The sequence below is a fragment of the Stenotrophomonas oahuensis genome (assembly GCF_031834595.1).
Lineage (GTDB): Bacteria > Pseudomonadota > Gammaproteobacteria > Xanthomonadales > Xanthomonadaceae > Stenotrophomonas > Stenotrophomonas oahuensis.
The window spans coordinates 744,232-762,847 of the sequence record NZ_CP115541.1 but is presented as its reverse complement, the minus strand read 5'-3'; the positions used below and the strand labels follow the sequence as shown (position 1 = coordinate 762,847).

22 protein-coding genes and 1 other RNA gene are annotated in these 18,616 nt (G+C 65.6%); 8 read left to right on the top strand and 15 right to left on the bottom strand.

The features are described from left to right. Positions 1-122: 122 nt before the first annotated feature. Positions 123-1,487: a UDP-N-acetylmuramate:L-alanyl-gamma-D-glutamyl-meso-diaminopimelate ligase gene (gene mpl / locus PDM29_RS03350; RefSeq protein WP_311192479.1), complete on the top strand. Its 1,365-nt coding sequence runs from the start codon at positions 123-125 to the stop codon at positions 1,485-1,487. A 5-nt stretch (positions 1,488-1,492) separates the two neighbouring features. Then, positions 1,493-2,071 (top strand): LON peptidase substrate-binding domain-containing protein, encoded by a 579-nt coding sequence (locus PDM29_RS03345; protein WP_311192478.1) that lies wholly within the window; start codon positions 1,493-1,495, stop codon positions 2,069-2,071. 39 nt (positions 2,072-2,110) lie between these two features. On the opposite strand, the gene PDM29_RS03340 is transcribed toward PDM29_RS03345, so the two are convergent. Next, positions 2,111-4,117, bottom strand: a complete 2,007-nt coding sequence (locus PDM29_RS03340) for a bifunctional DedA family/phosphatase PAP2 family protein (RefSeq protein ID WP_311192477.1) — start codon at positions 4,115-4,117, stop codon at positions 2,111-2,113. Between the two features lie 99 nt (positions 4,118-4,216). Between PDM29_RS03340 and PDM29_RS03335 the strand changes: the two genes are divergently transcribed. Next, on the top strand, positions 4,217-4,879 hold the full coding sequence (locus PDM29_RS03335) for a serine/threonine-protein kinase (RefSeq protein ID WP_311192476.1): 663 nt from the start codon (positions 4,217-4,219) through the stop codon (positions 4,877-4,879). Positions 4,880-5,199: 320 nt separating this feature from the next. Here the strand turns inward: PDM29_RS03335 and PDM29_RS03330 are convergent, their stop codons facing one another. Continuing rightward, positions 5,200-5,382 carry a hypothetical protein gene (locus PDM29_RS03330; RefSeq protein ID WP_311192475.1) on the bottom strand — a complete coding sequence of 61 codons (183 nt, stop codon included), beginning with the start codon at positions 5,380-5,382 and terminating at the stop codon, positions 5,200-5,202. 200 nt (positions 5,383-5,582) lie between these two features. Here PDM29_RS03330 and PDM29_RS03325 point away from each other — a divergent pair, with 200 nt between their 5' ends. Next, a complete protein-coding gene (locus PDM29_RS03325; RefSeq protein ID WP_311192474.1) occupies positions 5,583-6,401 on the top strand; it encodes an SDR family oxidoreductase in 819 nt (272 codons plus the stop codon). 280 nt (positions 6,402-6,681) lie between these two features. On the opposite strand, the gene PDM29_RS03320 is transcribed toward PDM29_RS03325, so the two are convergent. After that, positions 6,682-7,005 (bottom strand): hypothetical protein, encoded by a 324-nt coding sequence (locus PDM29_RS03320; RefSeq protein ID WP_311192473.1) that lies wholly within the window; start codon positions 7,003-7,005, stop codon positions 6,682-6,684. 154 nt (positions 7,006-7,159) lie between these two features. On the opposite strand from PDM29_RS03320, the gene PDM29_RS03315 reads away from it, so the two are divergent. Then, positions 7,160-8,134, top strand: a complete 975-nt coding sequence (locus PDM29_RS03315; protein WP_311192472.1) for a YiiG family protein — start codon at positions 7,160-7,162, stop codon at positions 8,132-8,134. Positions 8,135-8,420: 286 nt separating this feature from the next. On the opposite strand, the gene PDM29_RS03310 is transcribed toward PDM29_RS03315, so the two are convergent. Together PDM29_RS03310 and PDM29_RS03305 are read right to left on the bottom strand one after the other, a co-directional pair. Further along, entirely contained in the window at positions 8,421-8,768 is a 348-nt protein-coding gene (locus tag PDM29_RS03310; RefSeq protein WP_311192471.1) for a SymE family type I addiction module toxin, read from the bottom strand. Positions 8,769-9,592: 824 nt separating this feature from the next. Further along, on the bottom strand, positions 9,593-10,465 hold the full coding sequence (locus PDM29_RS03305; protein ID WP_311192470.1) for an ion transporter: 873 nt from the start codon (positions 10,463-10,465) through the stop codon (positions 9,593-9,595). Between the two features lie 65 nt (positions 10,466-10,530). On the opposite strand from PDM29_RS03305, the gene PDM29_RS03300 reads away from it, so the two are divergent. Next, positions 10,531-11,760 carry an acetylornithine transaminase gene (locus PDM29_RS03300; RefSeq protein ID WP_311192469.1) on the top strand — a complete coding sequence of 410 codons (1,230 nt, stop codon included), beginning with the start codon at positions 10,531-10,533 and terminating at the stop codon, positions 11,758-11,760. Between the two features lie 112 nt (positions 11,761-11,872). Then, the gene (azu, locus tag PDM29_RS03295) at positions 11,873-12,319 is read left to right on the top strand and encodes an azurin (RefSeq protein ID WP_311192468.1); all 447 of its coding nucleotides are present in this window, start codon (positions 11,873-11,875) and stop codon (positions 12,317-12,319) included. A 43-nt stretch (positions 12,320-12,362) separates the two neighbouring features. Here the strand turns inward: azu and hemL are convergent, their stop codons facing one another. Together hemL and thiE are read right to left on the bottom strand one after the other, a co-directional pair. Then, positions 12,363-13,652, bottom strand: coding sequence for a glutamate-1-semialdehyde 2,1-aminomutase (hemL, locus tag PDM29_RS03290; RefSeq protein ID WP_311192467.1), 1,290 nt, complete (start codon positions 13,650-13,652; stop codon positions 12,363-12,365). Beyond that, entirely contained in the window at positions 13,649-14,296 is a 648-nt protein-coding gene (gene thiE, locus PDM29_RS03285) for a thiamine phosphate synthase (RefSeq protein ID WP_311192466.1), read from the bottom strand. The genes hemL and thiE overlap by 4 nt, the downstream gene beginning before the upstream one ends. A 72-nt stretch (positions 14,297-14,368) precedes the next feature. On the opposite strand from thiE, the gene PDM29_RS03280 reads away from it, so the two are divergent. Further along, entirely contained in the window at positions 14,369-14,560 is a 192-nt protein-coding gene (locus PDM29_RS03280; protein WP_282296754.1) for a rubredoxin, read from the top strand. On the opposite strand, the gene PDM29_RS03275 is transcribed toward PDM29_RS03280, so the two are convergent. From PDM29_RS03275 to PDM29_RS03240, 8 genes are all read right to left on the bottom strand, one after another. Continuing rightward, positions 14,557-15,402: a SirB1 family protein gene (locus PDM29_RS03275; protein ID WP_311192465.1), complete on the bottom strand. Its 846-nt coding sequence runs from the start codon at positions 15,400-15,402 to the stop codon at positions 14,557-14,559. The two genes, PDM29_RS03280 and PDM29_RS03275, sit on opposite strands and share 4 nt — an antisense overlap. A gap of 85 nt (positions 15,403-15,487) precedes the next feature. Beyond that, complete coding sequence (locus PDM29_RS03270) at positions 15,488-15,949, bottom strand: DUF192 domain-containing protein (RefSeq protein ID WP_311192464.1); 462 nt, start codon at positions 15,947-15,949, stop codon at positions 15,488-15,490. Between the two features lie 22 nt (positions 15,950-15,971). Next, positions 15,972-16,619: a ribose-5-phosphate isomerase RpiA gene (rpiA, locus tag PDM29_RS03265; RefSeq protein ID WP_311192463.1), complete on the bottom strand. Its 648-nt coding sequence runs from the start codon at positions 16,617-16,619 to the stop codon at positions 15,972-15,974. A gap of 34 nt (positions 16,620-16,653) precedes the next feature. Then, a complete protein-coding gene (locus tag PDM29_RS03260) occupies positions 16,654-17,130 on the bottom strand; it encodes an EVE domain-containing protein (RefSeq protein ID WP_311192462.1) in 477 nt (158 codons plus the stop codon). Between the two features lie 7 nt (positions 17,131-17,137). Next, positions 17,138-17,713, bottom strand: a complete 576-nt coding sequence (locus PDM29_RS03255; protein ID WP_311192461.1) for a 5-formyltetrahydrofolate cyclo-ligase — start codon at positions 17,711-17,713, stop codon at positions 17,138-17,140. An 81-nt stretch (positions 17,714-17,794) separates the two neighbouring features. Beyond that, a non-coding RNA gene (gene ssrS, locus PDM29_RS03250) (6S RNA) lies at positions 17,795-17,979 on the bottom strand. 66 nt (positions 17,980-18,045) lie between these two features. Beyond that, positions 18,046-18,342, bottom strand: coding sequence for a cell division protein ZapA (locus PDM29_RS03245; protein WP_125359821.1), 297 nt, complete (start codon positions 18,340-18,342; stop codon positions 18,046-18,048). After that, positions 18,339-18,560, bottom strand: a complete 222-nt coding sequence (locus tag PDM29_RS03240; protein ID WP_125359822.1) for a TIGR02449 family protein — start codon at positions 18,558-18,560, stop codon at positions 18,339-18,341. The genes PDM29_RS03245 and PDM29_RS03240 overlap by 4 nt, the downstream gene beginning before the upstream one ends. Positions 18,561-18,616: the final 56 nt, after the last annotated feature.

Genomic DNA, 18,616 nt, shown 5'->3' with positions numbered 1-18,616 from the left:
TGCGGCTGGCGACGTGAATTGTGTCCGTCTTCACAGTACAGCGGTATAGGGGATTCCCTGACACGAGTCAGAATTCCCTTACGCAGCCACCATCCGCGCTGATGATCGGCGACAATCGGCTGATGAGCACGATTCATATCCTTGGAATTGCCGGCACCTTCATGGGCGGCGTGGCCGCGCTGGCGCGGGAACTGGGCCATACGGTCCGTGGCAGCGACCAGGCGATCTACCCGCCGATGTCCACTCAGCTTGAACAGCTGGGCATCACCCTCGACCCCGGCTACCGCGCCGACAGCGTGGCCGCTGACTGCGACGAGGTGGTGATCGGCAATGCGCTTTCGCGTGGCAACCCGGCCGTGGAAGCGGTGCTGGATGCCGGCCAGCGCTACATTTCCGGGGCGCAGTGGCTGGCCGAGCAGGTGCTGCCGGGCCGCGACACCCTGGCCGTGGCCGGCACCCATGGCAAAACCACCACCACCACCATCTTGACCTGGCTGCTGCAGGCCGCCGGTCGCGAACCGGGCTTCCTGATTGGCGGCGTCGCTGAGGACTTCGGCGTGTCTGCCCGGGCCGGGCAGGGCCGGGAGTTCGTGGTCGAGGCCGACGAGTACGACACCGCCTTCTTCGACAAGCGCAGCAAGTTCGTGCATTACCGGCCGCTGGTGGCCATCCTGAACAACCTGGAGTATGACCACGCCGACATCTTCCCGGACGTGGCCGCAATCCAGCGCCAGTTCCACCATCTGGTGCGCACGGTGCCGGCGCGTGGCCGCCTGATCGTCAACGGTGAAGACGCCTATCTGGCCGAAGTGCTGGCGATGGGCTGCTGGACCCCGGTGGAGCGCTTCGGCTTCGACCCGGCGCTGGAGTGGCACGCCGAACTGGTGCATGCCGACGGCAGCGCCTTCATCGTCCACCACCGTGGCGTGGCCGTGGGCCAGGTGAACTGGCCGCTGCTGGGCCGGCACAATGTGCTCAACGGGCTGGCGGCACTGGCCGCCGCACATGCGGTGGGTGTGGATCCGGTCACCGTGATCCCCGCGCTGGCGCAGTTCCGCAGCGTGAAGCGCCGCCTGGAAGTGATCGGCAACGCTGGCGACATCACCGTGTACGACGATTTCGCCCATCATCCGACCGCCATCCGCACCACGCTGGAAGGGCTGCGCGCCAAGGTCGGCACCGCCCGCATCGTGGTGGCGATGGAGCCGCGCAGCAATTCCATGCGCCTGGGCGCGCACGCCGACGCGCTGGCTCCTTCGCTGGACGGGGCCGATGCGGTGGTGTTCCTGCACCGGCCGGAACTGGCCTGGGATGCCGCCAAGGTGATCGGTGCTGTGCAGGGTGAAGCCCATGCGGTGCCGGACACGGATGCGCTGCTGACGCAGTTGGGTGCTATCGCCCGACCCGGTGACCATGTGGTGTTCATGTCCAACGGCGGCTTCGACGGCGCACCGCGTCGCTTCCTGGCCCAGCTGCAGCAGGATTGAGCGGTATGAGCGAGATCACTACGCTGCCATTGTTTCCGCTGCATTCGGTGCTGCTGCCCGGTGCGTCGTTGACCCTGCGGGTGTTCGAGCCGCGTTATCTGGACATGGTGCGCGAATGCAGCCGCAATGGAACCGGCTTCGGCATCTGCCTGATCCTGCAGGGCGAGGAAGTGGGGGCTCCGGCGACGCCGGCCGCACACGGTGTGGAAGCGCGCATCGTCGATTTCGATGTGGGGCCGGACGGCATTCTGGTGCTGACCCTGCGCGGCTACGATCGCTTCCACGTGGAGCAGGTGCGCGTACGCGACAACGGTCTGATCGTGGCCGAGGTGCAGTGGGCCGAACCGGACAGCGACGACGAGCTGCGGCCCGAGCATGCGCTGCTGTCTACCGTGCTGGAACACATCATCGAGCAGGCCGGCAATCCGTATGCGCCCAAGGTGCCGATGCTGCTCGACCAGGCCGCCTGGGTCGGTTGGAAGCTGGCCGAGCTGATGCCGTTGGAGGAATCGCAGCGGCTGCAGTTATTGCAGCGCGATGATCCGCATCAGCGGCTGGATGATCTTCTGGGGTGGATTCCCTGAGCCCGTGTCACGACCAACGGTCGTGACACTACCGGTAGATCACGACCGTTGGTCGTGATCAGTGCGCACGCGCAACACCGGCGTCTTCGATTCCGGATGCTGTTCAACCGCATGCGGCAATCCGTCCACCGCCTCACGCACCGCATTCAACGACGGATCAATCCCGCGCATCGGGTGCCACATGCCGATCAGGCTGAAGTGCTGTTCGTAGCGCAGCGTCTGCGCACTGCCCAGCCACAGCGGCTGCTGCCCCGGCATCAACACCGCCTGCGCCGGCCACAGGCGCAGCGCATAGATTTCCTCGGGCGCATTCCCGGCCCGGATCATCAGCAGCGACTCCACCTTGGTGTCCAGCGTCGCCGGCAGCACCGGCACTTCTTCCGGCGCGGCGGATTTGTCCAGCATCAACAGCGCCTGTTCCCAGCCCGCCTGCGACTGCACATGCCAGCCCTGCGCCTCCAGGCGCTCGCGCAGCGGGTCCAACGGCCCAGCCACCTGCACGTCCAGCGGCCAGCGCTGGTCGTCATCGAATTCATTGCGGCGCGCCGGCTGGTCGCGCCAGCTGCCATCCCACCACGCCTGCACGGTCAGGGTGACCGGGGCCGGCTGCGCCGGTTCGAACCGCTCCAGCTTCACCGGGATGTTGCGCGGCCCGTACCACAGCGCCGTCACCGCGAAGGTGCCGTAGAACAGCCACGATACCGGCTTGACCCAGAACGAGCGGTTGAAGCGGCGGCGGTAGGCGATGCCCAGCACCAGCAGCCAGAAGATGCCGAACAACATGCCGCCGATCACGTCGCTGAGCCAATGCGCGCCCAGATAGATGCGGGCGAAGCCGATCAGGCTGACGATGATGCCCGACAGCAGGTAAGGCCATACCCGCGTGCGGCCGGGCAGCTCACGCCCGATCAGCACTGCGAAGAAACCGAAGGTGATGGTGGCCATGGTCACCGACACCGACGGGAAGCCGAAGCCACTGCTGGCATTCGGCGGGCGCACTACGTCCACGGTGGTACCCAGCAGTTCGGTCAGCGCGTAGCCGAACGCCAGCGCCGCCAGCCAGTGCCCGGCCGCCATCCAGCGCCGCCGCCAGATCAGATAGGCCATGCCCGCCGCCGTGGCCGGCATCAGCACCTGCCACGCGCCCAGCGAGGCCAGCGCCGCCATCGGGTAGTCGGCCAGCGGGTTGCGCAGCGCCAGCATGGCTTCGTGCACCGCCAGATCCAATGCCAGCGGCTCGCCGTGCGCCACCACCACCATCATTAGCGCGAACCAGCACCAGCCCAGCAACAGCAGCATCAGCGCCAGCATTGCCAGCGGCACCGATTCACGGCGGCTCGGGTCGAACACCGCCACCGAATAGCGGCCCAGCGTCGGGTGGCGCTGGTACCAGCGCAGCAACCCGGCCAGCCACGAATCCATGCGCGCAGCCGACCAGCGGTAGCCGTACAGCACGATCGCCCAGACCACGCCCAGCACCACGCCGACCAGCGCCAGCACCATCACCAGCCGGCCGGCCACGGCCGCCACTGCGTCATAGGCTTCGCCGAGCACCCAGCCCGGGGCCAGGAACAGCAGCGCCCAGCTGATGGCCGCGATGCTGCTGGCCTGCAGGTAGCGCGGGACCGGCATCTTCATCATGCCGGCAATGGCCGGCACGAACGGGCGGATCGCACCTACATAGCGGGCCACCAGGATGCTCTTGAACGCATTGCGGCGGAACATGATTTCGCCGCGGTCCAGCAGCTGCGGGTAACGGCTGAACGGCCAGATGCCGCGCAGCCGGTCACCCCAGCGGCGGCCGATCCAGTAACTCAACGCATCGCCCGCCAGCGCACCCAGCGCGGTGCAGGCCACTGCATACGGGCCGGAGATCTGGCCCAGGCCGATCAGCACACCCACCGCGAACAGCAACGGCAACGCCGGCACGATCGCGCCCAGAATGATGACCGCATCGCAGAAGGCGATGAGGAAGACGACCGCGCCGGCAAGCACGGGGTGAGCTGCGATCCACGCAAGCGTGGCATCGATCCATGAAGAGTCCATCGTCGGATTATAGGGGGCCAACACTGACTGGCTGCCACCGCTGTGCTCCGAAACGACGTCATCTGCCGGCAATGAACGTGAACCGCCTAGAATGGCGGCATGACGTCATCGCCGCCCACCGCCCCGCACGCCCTCAAGGCCGACAGCTTCGGCCGCATCCTGCTGATCGAGCAGGACGGCCAGCGCTTCGTGCGCCGTGACCTCGGGGCCACCCCCTGGTGGCTGCGCCTGCCCGCGTGGTGGTTGGCCCGCCGCGAAGCCCGCGCGCTGGCCCATCTGGACGGCATGCCCGACACCCCCCGGCTGCTGGCCTGGGACGGCCACTGGCTGGACCGCAGTTTCATGGAAGGCGACGCCATGTACCAGCGCCCCCCGCGCGGCGACCTGGCCTACTTCCGCGCCGCGCGCCGGCTGCTGCAGCAGGTGCACCGCCACGGCATCGCCCACAACGACCTGGCAAAGGAAGCCAACTGGCTGGTCCGCGAAGACGGCCGCCCGGCCTTGATCGACTTCCAGCTGGCCGTGATAGGTAACCCGCGCTCACGCTGGATGCGCCTGCTCGCCCGCGAAGACCTGCGCCACCTGCTCAAACACAAGCGCATGTATTGCCGTGAGTACCTCACTCCGGTGGAGAAGAGATTGCTCAAGCGTCACTCGTGGGTGCGCGATTTGTGGTTCCGCACCGGCAAGCCGGTGTACCGCTTCGTCACCCGCAAGATCCTGCACTGGGAAGACAACGAAGGTCAGGGGCCGAAGCCCTGAGAGGGCAAACCGTTGGATGCCGTCGCCGTCGCCGATGCCGCTACGAGATGCGTGACGCTTGATGCGCGATTCGGGGTGTGCGGTGCTTGATGGGAACGGGAACGGGATCCTGGGCGGGGACTTGGATGTTGGATCGGATGGGGACTTGGATGGGCTCGGTAGGGTCGCACGACAGTCGACCGCCGATAACGGCGATCACCCCATTAGGGCATGACCCAAAACGAAGGCGCGCTCGAGGATTCAAACAAGCCAATCGGCCTCGATGAAGGCATGGATTTCGTCGCGGTCCTGTATCGCCTCTGGCGTCCAGAACAGCTCCCTCATTCAGAGGCTTCAAGCTTACGGCGTGTTGCTCCCCGCTTGGCTGCGAACCTTGCTTTGACTTCGGCCGCTGGGATCAGATTGCCGGCGTTGGCCGAATCCAGGCCGATCTTCACTTGGCGGCGGAACGCGGCGTCATGCTTGGTGGCCTCCTTCTGTTGTTGCACGAACTTGCGCATCATGACGCTGCTCATATGTGTTACATGATTAGTGCACTGTAGCGCAGGGCTCCGGGTGTCGTGTCGCGTTATTCCACCGAGCATGACCTCGGAAATGTCGCTAATGTCGTGTTTCGTCGGCAAGCAGCGCAGCATCGGGATCTGTCGAATTCACGCACGTAGCGCGCATAATCCAGTTCTACATTCGCTCTTCGGCCCCTGCTATGACGAGCCTGCAAGGTAAAACCCTGTTCATCACCGGTGCCTCGCGCGGCATCGGCCTGGCCACCGCCCTGCGCGCCGCGCGCGAAGGGGCCAACGTGGCCATCGCGGCCAAATCGTCGGTCCCGAACCCCAAGCTGCCCGGCACCATCCACAGCGCTGCCGAAGCCGTGAACGCTGTGGGCGGCCAAGGGCTGGCCCTGAAGTGCGACATCCGCGAAGAAGACCAGGTGCATGCAGCAGTCGCCGCCACCGTCGACACCTTTGGCGGCATCGACATCCTGGTCAACAACGCCAGCGCGATCTGGCTGCGTGGCACGCTGGATACGCCGATGAAGCGCTTCGACCTGATGCAGCAGGTCAATTCACGTGGCAGCTTCCTGTGCGCGCAGGCCTGCTTGCCGCACCTGTTGCAGGCCGCCAACCCGCACATTCTCACCCTGGCTCCGCCGCCCAGCCTCAACCCGAAGTGGTGGGGCCCGCACACCGGCTACACCCTGGCCAAGATGGGCATGAGCTTCGTCACCTTGGGGCTGGCCGCCGAGTTCGGCCCGCAGGGCGTGGCGGTGAATGCACTGTGGCCGCGCACGGTCATCGCCACCGATGCGATCAACATGATTCCAGGCGTGGACGCCGCCGGTTGCCGTACGCCGCAGGTCATGGCGGATGCTGCGTATGCGGTGCTGACCCGCGAAGCGGCTGGCTTCCACGGCAACTTCCTGCTGGACGATGAAGTGTTGGCCGAAGCCGGTGTTACCGATCTCAGCGGGTATGCGGTGGATCCCTCGCGGCCGCTGCTGCCGGATCTGTTCCTGGATTGAGGCATGGGCCCCATCCGCTCTGTGCTGCTGGTCGTGATCGTGACCGCACTTGGCGTGTGGAGTTGCTACGCATTGCCGGGATGGACCGGCCTGTTGGTCGGCGGGGTAGTGCTGGCGTGTGCGTTGGCTGCAACCGTGGCGGCTCTCCTCGGGCGAGGGGCACGTGAACGCGCGACGCGGCTTTGGAGGGAGTTCTGCGATTCACTCTATGGGCTCTGAACCCTGCAGATGTGTCAGTTCCCGCTCAGGTCAATCATTCGGAGCTGAGCGGGAGCCGTCATCACAAGCCCGTGATGAAGGGCTTGTCGGCATCGACAGCTTTCTGCGCCAACGTGTTCTTGATCGTGAAGAAGTTCGTAGCGAAGTTCACCAACTGGTCGTGCGCCTGCGCAGATACCTCTTGCTTCTGCCGCGTCTGCTCGGCTTCGTGGTCAATACCTGCCAGCCTTGCACATGCAGGTGCATGGTATTCCTGCAAGCCGAAACTGATGTAGGCATTGGTGACGCCGTCCGGACCACGGTTCTCGTTTGAAGCGGGAGTGGTCGACGGTGCTTTGAAAGTGGTGGAGATGGAGGACGCGGGCGGAAGGCCGTTGGGAATCATGAGTGGGGTTACTCTGTGAGGAGCGCAGAAGCGTGGTGTAAATCGCCCTCCACGGCTTTCATGATTCGATCCCGACCTGTACCAACTGCTGCTCCCCACCTTCCTGTTTGCTAGAATCCCCTCTCTGGAAACGTTTTCAACACGGAGAGGTTGGATGAAGCATGCAGTACGCACGGCCACGATGGCCGTTTCGATCGCCCTGGCCCTGAGTGCCTGTGGCAACAAGTCGGCCGATCCGGCCAAGGCCGAGGCGGCGGCCGCCAGCGAACAGCTGGACGCGCAGGAAGCGCTGACCGTCAAGCTCAATGACTACATTGACTGCTACAACGCCATCGATTCGGACCAGCACCGGGGCATCGACAACTACCTGAGCTGGATCAAGGATCCGGAAGCGGGCCCGACCGGCAAGGAATCGCGTCCCATCGGCCCCCGGACGGTGGATGGCTACGGTCTGAAGAAGTGCGACGAGACGGTCAACCGCGCGCTGGCCGCCGAGCCGAAGCTGCCGGCGCTGGATGCCGCCGCCAAGAACTATCTGGCGCAGCTGCACGCACTGGAGCCGCTGGCCAAGGAAGCCAGCGACTACTACACCCGCGAAGACTATGAAGACGACAACTTCGCCAAGGGCAAGCAGCTGCATGCGCCGTTCATGGCGGCCTGGGGCGGGTTTGTCGACGCCAGCGAGACCTTCAGCGACGAGCTGGAAAAGCAGAACGACCAGGCCCAGCGTGAGCAGCTGGCCGCGCTGGAGAAGGCTGAAGGCCGCACGATGGAGTTCTATCGTCTGTCGCTGATGCTGGAAGCCAAAAGCCTGGTGGATTTCATGGGCGAGGATGGCTTTGACATCGCCGAAGGCGAAAAGCGCGTGGCGGCCTTCAATGCGTTGTCGGACGAGGCGCACGCCAAGGTCAAGCCGACGCAGGGCGACACCAAGTGGAGCACGTTCGAGATGTCGGCCGAAGCGTTCCGCCGCGAGAGCAAGGAACGCGTGGCCCGTGTGCGCGACAAGAAGCCTTACAGCAAGCTGGAAATCCAGTGGATGAACGACCCGACGCTGGCCCCAAGCGGTTCGTCGACCAAGCTGTTGGCGAAATACAACGATCTGGTCCAGCGCAGCAACCGGATGTAAACAGCGGTCCCAGGCGCGGCGGAACAACGACCGCCGCGCTTTACAGCGCAATCGACCTGCGCACGTAACAATTCGTAGGTACCACGCCATGCGTGGTACCCGCGCGCAGCGCGGCACAAGCGTCCGAAGGCGATGCAATACGGTGCCTGGACTTGGCCGACGTTTAGAGGCGGCCGAAGATGCGCGTCAGGCGTTCATGACGTCGGAGCGGAGAGCCGCCACGCAGGGCGTGGCTCTACGGTTTTGCGAAGGGGAGGGCGTCCGCCGGCCGGTCGGACGCGGGGCCTTACGCTACCGCCGACATCTGCCGGATCGGGTCTGCATGCACCTCGGTGAAATGCATCTGGTGAATCACGCCGTCCGGTCCATTCGGCATGACCGCATCCACGCGATCACGCGGGCCGACCAGGGCAACGGTGAGCAGGCCGCGACCGGCCTCGACGATCAGGCGATCGCCCACGTCCATGCCCATCTCACGCAGCCACGTGCCATGCAGGATGATGAAAGGAACGGGGTGGTGATTGAGCACCGGCGGCTGCAGGACGCTGTTGCAGCACTGGCAGCGTTGATACATCGGTTGGACTGCAGAGGTGTGGGCACTACGGTGCGGCCTGTTGGCCTTGCGCTTACTCATGCTAAGTCTCCAGCATCGGGGAATGCCCCTCGCCGGAAGGGCGAGGGGGTCGGGAGGTTAGCAACCGCTCGTTGATTAGACGGTGTGGCATATTTCCCCCTCACGAGGGTGTTGTATTAACCACCCTCCCGACTAAGGGACGCACAAAAATTTACTATCAACGAGCGGGTTGCTACACCCGGGGCGGACAATGCGCCGATCGCCTTCGAATGGATAGAGCCATTTCCGACGTGTTTTCGCCGTCATGCGGTTTCACTGACGGAATGACGTTTTCAGCCCGGGATTTTTGAGACTTGGTACGCAGAATGGGCGTTCTGGAATCCGTGATTGCACAGATTCCTATGCCGCGCGTTTTTCTGGTGGATGACGCAAATGCCAACCGGAGCTCCGCCGGGCGTGCGCCCGGCGAACAGCGCAATCGTCCTGCGCACGTAGCAATTCGTAGTGACGCGCCATGCGCGTCAACCGCGCGCAGCGCGGCGCAAGCATCCGAAGGCGGGGCAACACGGCGGCGGTGCGTGGCCGATGTTTAGAGCCAGCCGAAGAAACGCATCAGGCGTTCATGACCCCGGAACGAAGAGCGGACGGGCATGGCCCGTCCCTACGCGGGATGCCTGTAGCGACACGTCATGCGCGTCAACCGCGCGCAGCGCGGCGCAAGCATCCGAAGGCGGGGCAACACGGCGGCGGTGCGTGGCCGATGTTTAGAGCCAGCCGAAGAAACGCATCAGGCGTTCATGACCCCGGAACGAAGAGCGGACGGGCATGGCCCGTCCCCACACCCGATGGCCGAGCCCGTCCCACACGTGTCTCCACGCGGGAATTCATTGATTGAACACCTCAGGCAACTTCTCCCCACACCCCCGGCAATGCCGCGCATCCGTCTCATGCCCCTCCAGCCCGCAATGCGGGCACCCGCGCGCATCGCGCCGCGACGCCCGCTCGGCGTCGCGCATGGTGTTGGCGAGCTCGGCGGTATAGATCCCGGTAGGCACCGCAATGATGCTGTAACCAATCAGAATCAAAACAGAGGTCACAAACCGCCCCAGCACCGTCTGCGGCACGATGTCGCCAAATCCGACCGTGGCCATGGTCACCACCGCCCAGTACATCGCACTGGGAATGCTGGTGAAGCCATGATTCGGCCCCTCGATCACATACATCATGGTGCCGGCGATGATGGTGATGGTGATCACCGTGAACAGGAACAGCAGGATCTTGCGCCGGCTGCGCCACAGCGATTCCATCAGCACGCCGCTTTCTTCGATGTAGCGGGTCAGCTTGAGAATGCGGAACACGCGCAGGATGCGCAGCGCGCGCACCACCAGCAGGCTCTGTGCGCCAGGGATGAACAGCGACAGATAGGTGGGCAGGATCGAGGCCAGGTCGATGATGCCCCAGATGCTGAACGCATAGCGCAGGGGCCGCTTCACCACCACCAGCCGCAGCAGGTACTCGGCGGTGAACAGAATGGTGAAGCCCCATTCGACCACGTACAGCCAGCTGGCATGGGCCAGGTGGAAGCGCTGCACGCTGTCGAACATGACCACCAGCACGCTGGCGATGATGGCGTAGACCAGCAGCAGGTCGAAATTGCGCGAGGGCCGGGTGTCGTGGCGGTAGATGATGTCGAACCAGGTCCGGCGCCAGCCGGATTCGGTTGCGGGGTTGAGCTGGGGGGCACTGAAGGGTCGCATGCGGCGCATTGTGCCCCAGCCGGGGTAGGGGGAGAATGAGACCTTTCCCGGAACCCTTGACCGCCATGACCGCCGCTGCCACCGACCCGCTTCTGTCCCTGTCGCACTACTACCTGCCGGTGTACAAGCCGCGCCAGGTGGTGCTGGAACGCGGCCAGGGCGCGCGCGTATGGGACAACCACGGCCGCGAGTTCATCGACCTGGCCGCCGGCATCGCGGTGTGTGGCCTGGGCCATAACGACCCGGACCTGAAGGCCGCCCTGATCGAGCAGGCCGGCAAGCTGTGGCACACCAGCAACGTGTTCTACAGCGAGCCGCCGCTGCGCCTGGCCGAAGAGCTGGTCACCGCGTCGCGCTTCGCCGAGCGGGTGTTCCTGTGCAATTCCGGCGCGGAAGCCAATGAAGTGGCGATCAAGCTGGTGCGCAAGTGGGCGTCCTCGCAGGGCCGCCCGGCCGACAAGCGGGTCATCGTGACCTTCCGTGGCAGCTTCCACGGCCGCACCCTGGCCGCGGTGACCGCCACCGCCCAGCCGAAGTACCAGGAAGGCTACGAGCCGCTGCCCGGTGGTTTCCGCTACGTGGACTTCAACGACGAGGTACAGCTGGAAACGGCGATGGCCGCCGGCGACGTCGCCGCGGTGATGCTGGAGCCGATCCAGGGCGAGGGCGGCGTGATGCCGGCCAAGTCCGGCTTCCTGCAGCGCGTGCGCGAGCTGTGCGACCAGCACAACGCGCTGGTGGTGCTGGATGAAATCCAGGCCGGCATGGGCCGCACCGGCACCCTGTTCGCGCACTGGCAGGACGGCATCAAGCCGGACATCGTGACCCTGGCCAAGGCGCTGGGCGGCGGTTTCCCGATCGGCGCGATGCTGGCCGGCCCGAAGGTGGCCGAGGCGATGCAGTTCGGCGCACATGGCACCACCTTTGGTGGCAATCCGCTGGCCGCTGCAGTGGCCCGGGTCGCGCTGCGCAAGCTGTCGTCGCCGGAAATCGCGCATAACGTGGGCCGGCAGTCGCAGGCGCTGCGCGAGGGGCTGGGGAAGATCAACGACGAGTTCAAGGTGTTCAGCCAGGTGCGCGGTCGCGGCCTGATGCTGGGCGCGGTGCTGGACAAGGATTTTGCCGGGCAGGCGGGGCCGATTCTGGATCACGCCGCCGAGCATGGTCTGTTGACCTTGCAGGCCGGGCCCGATGTGCTTCGGTTCGTGCCGTCGTTGAACATCAGCGATGAGGAAGTGGCCGAGGGGTTGAAGCGGTTGCGGGCGGCGATCCAATCGTTCATCGCCACGCGCTGACCGTAGAGCCGGGCTTGCCCGGCTGCTTTTGGCGCACACCTGCGACACCCCGTCGCAGGTGCCATCGCAGCATGCTCTCTAGAATTCACGGTGTACCCGCAAGGAGATCACCGTGAAACTGCTCGCCCCCCTGTTCCTGGCCGCACTGGCCTTCGCCCCGTCCGCCTACGCCCGCGTCTGCGCGGTCAACGTGGACAGCACCGACCAGATGACCTTCACCCAGAAGGACATCAAAGTGGCCGGCGACTGCACCCAGGTGAAGCTGACCCTGCGCCACACCGGCAAGCTGGCGGCCACCGCGATGGGGCACAACTGGGTGCTGACCAAAACGGCGGATTACCAGCCGGTGGCGATGGCGGGGATGCGGATGAAGCTGGCCGACGCGTATGTGCCGAAGGGTGATGCGCGGGTGTTGGCGCATACGGCGGTAATTGGCGGTGGGCAGAGTACGTCGGTGACGTTCAGCACCGCGAAGCTGGTGAAGGGTGGGGATTACACGTTTTTCTGTTCGTTCCCCGGGCATTTCGCCATGATGAAAGGCCGTTTGATTTTCGGTTGAAAACCGAAAACCAAACGGCCGGGTAGGTAACGACCGTTGGTCGTTACCCGCGCGCCACCACAAACGCTTCACGCGCGGCCGCAATCGTGGCATCAATCACTGCATCATCGTGCGCACTCGACAGGAATCCGGCCTCATACGCCGACGGTGCCAGGAACACGCCACGCTCCAACATCGCATGGAAGAAGCGATTGAACGCCGCCGTATCGCACGCAGTCGCCTGCGCATACGTCTCCACCTTCTGATCAGTGAAGAACAGCCCGAACATCGCACCCACCTGATTGGTGGTCACCGCCACACCGGCTTCAGCGGCAGCGGCTTCCAGCCCCGCACACAAACGCGCGGTCGCGGCCGAGAGGCGCTCATGGAAGCCCGGCTCCTGCACCAGCTCCAGCATCGCCAAGCCCGCGGCCATCGCCACCGGATTGCCGCTGAGCGTGCCGGCCTGGTAGATCGGGCCGGCCGGGGCAATCTGCGACAGCAGGTCGCGACGGCCACCATAAGCCCCCACCGGCATGCCACCACCGATGATCTTGCCGAAGGTGGTCAGGTCCGGGGTGATGCCGTAGTGCGCCTGCGCACCGCCGAGGGCGACGCGGAAGCCGGTCATTACTTCGTCGAAGATCAGCAACGCGCCGTACTGGGTGCACAGCGCACGCAGGTGCTGCAGGTAGCCCTCGCGCGGCGGAATGCAGTTGGCATTGCCCACCACCGGTTCAATGATCAGGCCGGCAATGTGCTCGCCCTGTTCGGCGAACAGCGCGGTGGCGGCGTCGAAGTCGTTGTAGGGCAGGGTGAGGGTGAGTTCGCTCAGGCCGGCCGGCACGCCCGGTGAGGTCGGCACGCCCAGGGTCAGCATGCCGCTGCCGGCCTTGACCAGGAACGAGTCGCCATGGCCGTGGTAGCAGCCCTCGAACTTCACGATGCGGCTGCGGCCGGTCGCGCCGCGGGCAAGGCGGATCGCCGACAGCGTGGCCTCGGTGCCGGAGTTGACCATGCGCACCATTTCGCACGACGGCACCAGCCGGGTGATGGTTTCGGCCATGGTCACTTCGGCGGCGCACGGCGCACCGAACGACAGCCCGTTGTTGATCGCGTGCTTCACCGCCTGGCGCACCGCCGGGTGGTTGTGGCCGACGATCATGGGGCCCCAGGAACCGACGTAGTCGATGTACTGGTTGCCGTCCACGTCATACAGGTACGCACCATCGGCGCGCTCCACGAAGAACGGCTCGCCGCCGACTGACTTGAACGCGCGCACCGGCGAATTGACGCCGCCGGGCAGCAGCGCCTGGGCGCGGGTGAACAGGGCGTGGGAATTGTCGTGGTTCATGCGATGGGGTCCTGGAAACGGGCAAGGCAGGCGCGCAGGGCGGCGACCGGGTCGGGGGCGGCGAAGATGCCGCTGACCACGGCGACCAGGTCGGCCCCGGCGGCGATGATCGGGCCCACATTGTCCGGGGTCAGGCCGCCAATCGCCACCCGCGGCACACCCAGTGCGGCGCTTTGCCGCAGCAGGTCGACGCTGGCGCGGCTCTTGGTGACCTTGGTGGTGGTGGGGAAGAAGGCCCCAAAGGCCACGTAGCTGGCCCCGGCGGCGGCTCCGGCCTGGGCGCGCTCGAGGCTGTCGTAGCAGGAGGTGCCGATGATGGCCTGCGCGCCGAGCAGGGCGCGGGCGGCGGCGATGTCGCCGTCCTCCGCGCCCAGGTGCACACCGGCCGCGCCCACCTCCTGGGCCAGGGCGACGTCGTCGTTGATGATCAGCGGCACGCCGTGGGCGGCGCACAGCGGCTGCAGCGCCGCCGCCTGGGCCTGGCGCAGGGCGGGGCTGGCGGTCTTGTTGCGGTATTGCAGGCAGGTGGCACCGTTGGCCAGCAACGGCTCCACGCGGGCCAGCAGGCGCGCGGTGTCGCTTTCGTCGGGCGTGATCAGATAGACGCCACGCGGGGGCGTGGTCGGGGCAACAGGGGTGTTCATCAATGGCTACCAGCAGCGCGACGGGAGTGGGACAATGCCGGTCAACCGTACTGCCCAGCCCCTGATTATCCAATGAGCGACACTGCTGCCACCACCTTCCGCACCTGGATGTGCGTTGTCTGCGGTTTCATCTACAAGGAGGTTGATGGCCTGCCGGAAGAGGGCATTGCGCCCGGCACCGCGTGGGAAGACGTGCCCGATACCTGGACGTGCCCGGATTGTGGGGTGACCAAGGATGATTTTGAGATGGTTGAGATCGATTAATGCAACCGCGGCGCGCCCGCGCCTAACTCGATCAACTTCTCGCGCACCCATTGCGCATCACTGGCCTGCGCATTGCGCTTGAGATACAGCCCCAGGTCATGCCGCGCCCCGGCCAGATGGTCCAGCTGTAAGTAGGCCAAGCCCCGGTCGCGCAATGCGTCTTCCTGTTCCGGGGCCAGTTTCAGCAACCGATCGGCACTGCGTGCAGCGCGGTCCCATTCGCCGCGCTCGGCATACACGCCGTGCAGGTTGCGCAGCATCCGCATCAGAATGGCCCGGGTGGGTGCGGCGTCCAGAATCTGCGCCAGCACCTGGTCATCGGGTACTTCGCCGCCCAGGTGCGAACGCGCGCGTTCGCGCAGTTCGTCCACATCCAGCGGGCGGCCGCCGTTGAAGGGGTCCATCACCAGCATGCCGTCGTCCACCGGCAACCGCACCAGGAAGTGCCCGGGGAAGGAAACACCGTCCAGCGGAATACCCAACCGGCGCGCGACCTCCATCTGCACCAGGGCCAGCGAGATCGGGTTGCCCAGGCGGCGGTCCAGCACCTGGTTGAGGTAGCTGTTGCGCGGGTCGTAATACTCGCCGTGGTCGCCGCCGTAGCCCAGTTCATCGAACAGGTGCCGGTTCACCGCGGCAATCTTCAGCGGGAAGTGGTCCAGGGTGTCCACCTCGGTGCGCAGGTGGTCGGCGTGGCTCTGCACCAGGGCGTCGTACGCGGCCGGGTCCAGATCAGGGTATTCGTCGCGTGCGATCAGCAGGGCGGTGGGCAACAGCGGCAGCGCCTCGTCGTCCAGCTCGGCCAGGCTGTCCCACGCCGGCAATGTGATCTTCCCCTGCATGACCACAGACTGGCGACAAACGCGCCACGATTCAAGCGCCGCGCTGTGAAAACGCAACGCCGGGGCGGGCCCGGCGTGGCCGCGTTCAGTTGGATTCGATGCCCGGCCCGAAGGTCAGCAGCGCGCCATCCTGCAGGCCCAGCTTCTGCGCCTGGCCGGCGTTGAGCTCCAGCACGTACTTGGCCGGGCCGCTGCTGGGGTAGGGCGGGCAGCGGTCGCCGGCAGAGCACGGCGGCACGTCGCGCTGCTGGCTGACCAGTTTGCGCTCCGCGTCGAAGTACAGAATGTCCAGCGCGATGCGGGTGTTCTTCATCCAGTACGCCTGCAGTTCCTGACGGTCGTGGATGAACAGCATGCCGTGGTCCTCGGCCATCTGGTCGCGGAACATCAGCCCGCGCGCGCGGCTGGCGTCATCGGTGGCCAGCTCCACCTGGTAACGGGTACCGGCCAGTTCGACCCAATGGCGGGTACCGCTGCTGGCACAGGCGCTCAGCGAGACCAGCAGCAACAACGGCAACAACAGACGCAGCAACGACGAAGAGCGCATACCGGGTGTCCTCAGGGGGAAGTTACAGAACCTGCGGCGGCTCGCCGCCGACAATCACCACGTCCGCCGGGCGGCGCGCGAACAGGCCCACGCAGACCACGCCGGGCAGCTGGTTGAGGTCGCGCTCCAGCTTCACCGGGTCGGTGATCTGCAGGTGGTGGATATCCAGGATCTGGTTACCGTTGTCGGTCACCACGCCCTCGCGCCAGGCCGGCTGACCGCCGGTCATGTCCATGATCTGGCGGGCGACCAGGCTGCGCGCCATCGGAATCACTTCCACCGGCAGCGGGAACTTGCCCAGCACCGGCACCTGCTTGCTCGGGTCGACGATGCAGACGAACTGCTTGCTGGCTTCGGCAATGATCTTCTCGCGGGTCAGCGCGGCACCGCCGCCCTTGATCAGGCACTTGTTGACGTCGCATTCGTCGGCCCCGTCCACATAAAGCGACAGCGTGCCGGTGTGGTTGAGCTCCATCACCTCGATGCCGTGTTCCTTCAGCCGCGCGGTGCTCTGCTCGGAGCTGGACACGGCTCCCTTGATGCGGTGCTTGATGCGGGCCAGGCCGTCGATGAAGTAGGCCACGGTGGAACCGGTGCCGACCCCGACGATCATGCCGTCTTGAACGTATTCCAGGGCTTTTTCGGCGGCCAGGCGCTTGGCTTCGGACATGGGGCAGTACTCGTGAAAGACAGAAGGAAAGGGGTCAGTGCTTTTCCAGCGACAGCAGCAGCTTCCACTGCGCAGCGGTCACCGGCAGGATCGACAGCCGGTTGCCCCGCGCGATCAAGGGAAAACCCTCGCCCAGCGCGTCGGCGTGCAGCTTGATCTCGTCCAGCGAAATGGTGTCGCGCAGCTTGCGATCGAAGGCCACATCGACCAGCAGCCAGCGCGGTTCTTCGCGGGTGGCCTTGGGGTCGTAGTAATCCGACTTCGGGTCGAACTGGGTCTCGTCCGGGTAGGCTTCGGTGGCCACCGTGGCGGTGCCGACGATGCCGGGCACCTTGGTATTGGAGTGGTAGAACAGCACGCCGTCGCCGACCTTCATGCCGTCGCGCATGAAATTGCGCGCCTGGTAGTTGCGGACGCCGTTCCAGGGCTCCTGGCCCACGCGCTGCAGGTCATCGATGGAAAAGGCGTCCGGTTCGGACTTCATCAGCCAGTAGCGCTTGCGTGAGGTCATGCGGTGTCTATCGGGGAATGAACGTGGTGGTTTCGGTGCAGATCGCATCCACGCCGACGTCCCAGGCCTGCACCGGCAGGTCTTCGACCTGCTGGGCCGCGAAGCCGACGCCGACCAGCCACGGCGGAGCCGGGCGGGCCTGACGGAATGCGAAGCTGCGATCATACCAGCCGCCCCCCATGCCCAGCCGCCGGCACTGCGCGTCAAAGCCCACCAGCGGAGCGACCACCAGTGCCATCTGCTCGGCAGCCAGGGTGTCGCCGGCAGCCACATCGGGTTCGGGAATGCCGTAGCGGTTGGCGGTCAGCGGTTGGCCCGGCCGCCATGGCGCGAAGCGCAGCACCTCGCCGCTGAGCACGGGCAGGCAGTAGGTCAGGGCATCGGGCAGGCGCATCTGCCAGCGGTGCAGGGCGATTTCGCCATCCAGCGCCCAATAGCCGGCGACCGGTCCATGGGGGGGGGCGAAGGGCAGGGCGAACAGGGCATCGGCGAGCTGTTCGGCCGCTTCAATGCGCTGTGCGGCGGGAATGTCGCGGCGGCGTTGGCGCAGCTGCTGGCGCAGTGCGGAGCGCGGGTCGGTCATGCCAGGGTCCGGGCAGCGGTGCAGGGCGGCGGATAAAACAAGAGCGACGCTCCGGTGGAACGTCGCTCTTGCAGGAATACTGCATTCTCCGCGGTGACGATGCGTGCGAAACGACCTTGAACCCGGGGTTCAAGTGGGTACGCTGGGACTCCATCGGGCTTCCCGCTACAAGGCGGACCTGCACTCCCGGCGTCGTCGCGCACCCGTGGTCGTAATTAAGGGACAAGGCGAATGTTTGCACACGCCGTCGTTCACAGCAGAGAACGCGAGGCCATTATAGCCAACCCCACCGATTCGGGTACCCCCGTTCGTCGGTCGGATTGCAGGCCAATTCAGGCACCGTCGAATGCGCGATCCAAGCGCCGGTTCAGGTCGGAAAGCGTCTGCTGCAGCGCCGTGGCCTGCTGCGCGTGTTCATCGCGTAGCTGCTGCAGTTCATGGGCCAGATTCAGCGCGGCCAGCACGGCAATGCGATCGACGGCGGCCATGCGGTTGCTGCCGCGGATCTCGCGCATTTTTGCATCGAGCAGGCGCGCGGCGGCGGTGAGGCTTTCGCGTTCGTCCGCGCCCACACCCACGGTGTACTCACGATCCAGAATACGGACGCTGACCGGTTCGGACTGGCTCATGTGTGCTGCTCCAGGGATTTGAGCCGGGTGATCATCGCTTCCACCCGGGAGCGGGCCTGCTCGTTCTTGGCCAGCAGCTGCGAGCGCTCGTTGACCAGCTGCTCCTGCTGGTGGCGCAGGCTGCGGTTTTCCTCGGCCAGGCGCTGGTTGCGTTCCAGCAATGCCTCCACCCGGGCGGCAAAGGCCTGTAGCTGGGCGATGGCATCTGAAGGTTCCATGCCCGCACCATAGCGCAGGCGACGCCCCGGCCGCTACCTGTCCATTGCTACACTGC

What these genes read in the sequence shown, in the direction of transcription:
- thiE (WP_311192466.1), bottom strand. Translation starts at nt 14,296, where the DNA reads ATGAACACCCCTGTTGCCCCGACCACGCCCCCGCGTGGCGTCTATCTG.
- PDM29_RS03320 (WP_311192473.1), bottom strand. Translation starts at nt 7,005, where the DNA reads ATGATTCCCAACGGCCTTCCGCCCGCGTCCTCCATCTCCACCACTTTC.
- hemL (WP_311192467.1), bottom strand. Translation starts at nt 13,652, where the DNA reads ATGAACCACGACAATTCCCACGCCCTGTTCACCCGCGCCCAGGCGCTG.
- PDM29_RS03345 (WP_311192478.1), top strand. Translation starts at nt 1,493, where the DNA reads ATGAGCGAGATCACTACGCTGCCATTGTTTCCGCTGCATTCGGTGCTG.
- PDM29_RS03270 (WP_311192464.1), bottom strand. Translation starts at nt 15,949, where the DNA reads ATGCGCTCTTCGTCGTTGCTGCGTCTGTTGTTGCCGTTGTTGCTGCTG.
- PDM29_RS03310 (WP_311192471.1), bottom strand. Translation starts at nt 8,768, where the DNA reads ATGAGTAAGCGCAAGGCCAACAGGCCGCACCGTAGTGCCCACACCTCT.
- PDM29_RS03255 (WP_311192461.1), bottom strand. Translation starts at nt 17,713, where the DNA reads ATGACCGACCCGCGCTCCGCACTGCGCCAGCAGCTGCGCCAACGCCGC.
- PDM29_RS03305 (WP_311192470.1), bottom strand. Translation starts at nt 10,465, where the DNA reads ATGCGACCCTTCAGTGCCCCCCAGCTCAACCCCGCAACCGAATCCGGC.
- PDM29_RS03330 (WP_311192475.1), bottom strand. Translation starts at nt 5,382, where the DNA reads ATGATGCGCAAGTTCGTGCAACAACAGAAGGAGGCCACCAAGCATGAC.
- PDM29_RS03275 (WP_311192465.1), bottom strand. Translation starts at nt 15,402, where the DNA reads ATGCAGGGGAAGATCACATTGCCGGCGTGGGACAGCCTGGCCGAGCTG.
- PDM29_RS03260 (WP_311192462.1), bottom strand. Translation starts at nt 17,130, where the DNA reads ATGACCTCACGCAAGCGCTACTGGCTGATGAAGTCCGAACCGGACGCC.
- PDM29_RS03245 (WP_125359821.1), bottom strand. Translation starts at nt 18,342, where the DNA reads ATGAGCCAGTCCGAACCGGTCAGCGTCCGTATTCTGGATCGTGAGTAC.
- mpl (WP_311192479.1), top strand. Translation starts at nt 123, where the DNA reads ATGAGCACGATTCATATCCTTGGAATTGCCGGCACCTTCATGGGCGGC.
- PDM29_RS03300 (WP_311192469.1), top strand. Translation starts at nt 10,531, where the DNA reads ATGACCGCCGCTGCCACCGACCCGCTTCTGTCCCTGTCGCACTACTAC.
- PDM29_RS03340 (WP_311192477.1), bottom strand. Translation starts at nt 4,117, where the DNA reads ATGGACTCTTCATGGATCGATGCCACGCTTGCGTGGATCGCAGCTCAC.
- PDM29_RS03280 (WP_282296754.1), top strand. Translation starts at nt 14,369, where the DNA reads ATGAGCGACACTGCTGCCACCACCTTCCGCACCTGGATGTGCGTTGTC.
- PDM29_RS03240 (WP_125359822.1), bottom strand. Translation starts at nt 18,560, where the DNA reads ATGGAACCTTCAGATGCCATCGCCCAGCTACAGGCCTTTGCCGCCCGG.
- PDM29_RS03335 (WP_311192476.1), top strand. Translation starts at nt 4,217, where the DNA reads ATGACGTCATCGCCGCCCACCGCCCCGCACGCCCTCAAGGCCGACAGC.
- PDM29_RS03325 (WP_311192474.1), top strand. Translation starts at nt 5,583, where the DNA reads ATGACGAGCCTGCAAGGTAAAACCCTGTTCATCACCGGTGCCTCGCGC.
- PDM29_RS03315 (WP_311192472.1), top strand. Translation starts at nt 7,160, where the DNA reads ATGAAGCATGCAGTACGCACGGCCACGATGGCCGTTTCGATCGCCCTG.
- rpiA (WP_311192463.1), bottom strand. Translation starts at nt 16,619, where the DNA reads ATGTCCGAAGCCAAGCGCCTGGCCGCCGAAAAAGCCCTGGAATACGTT.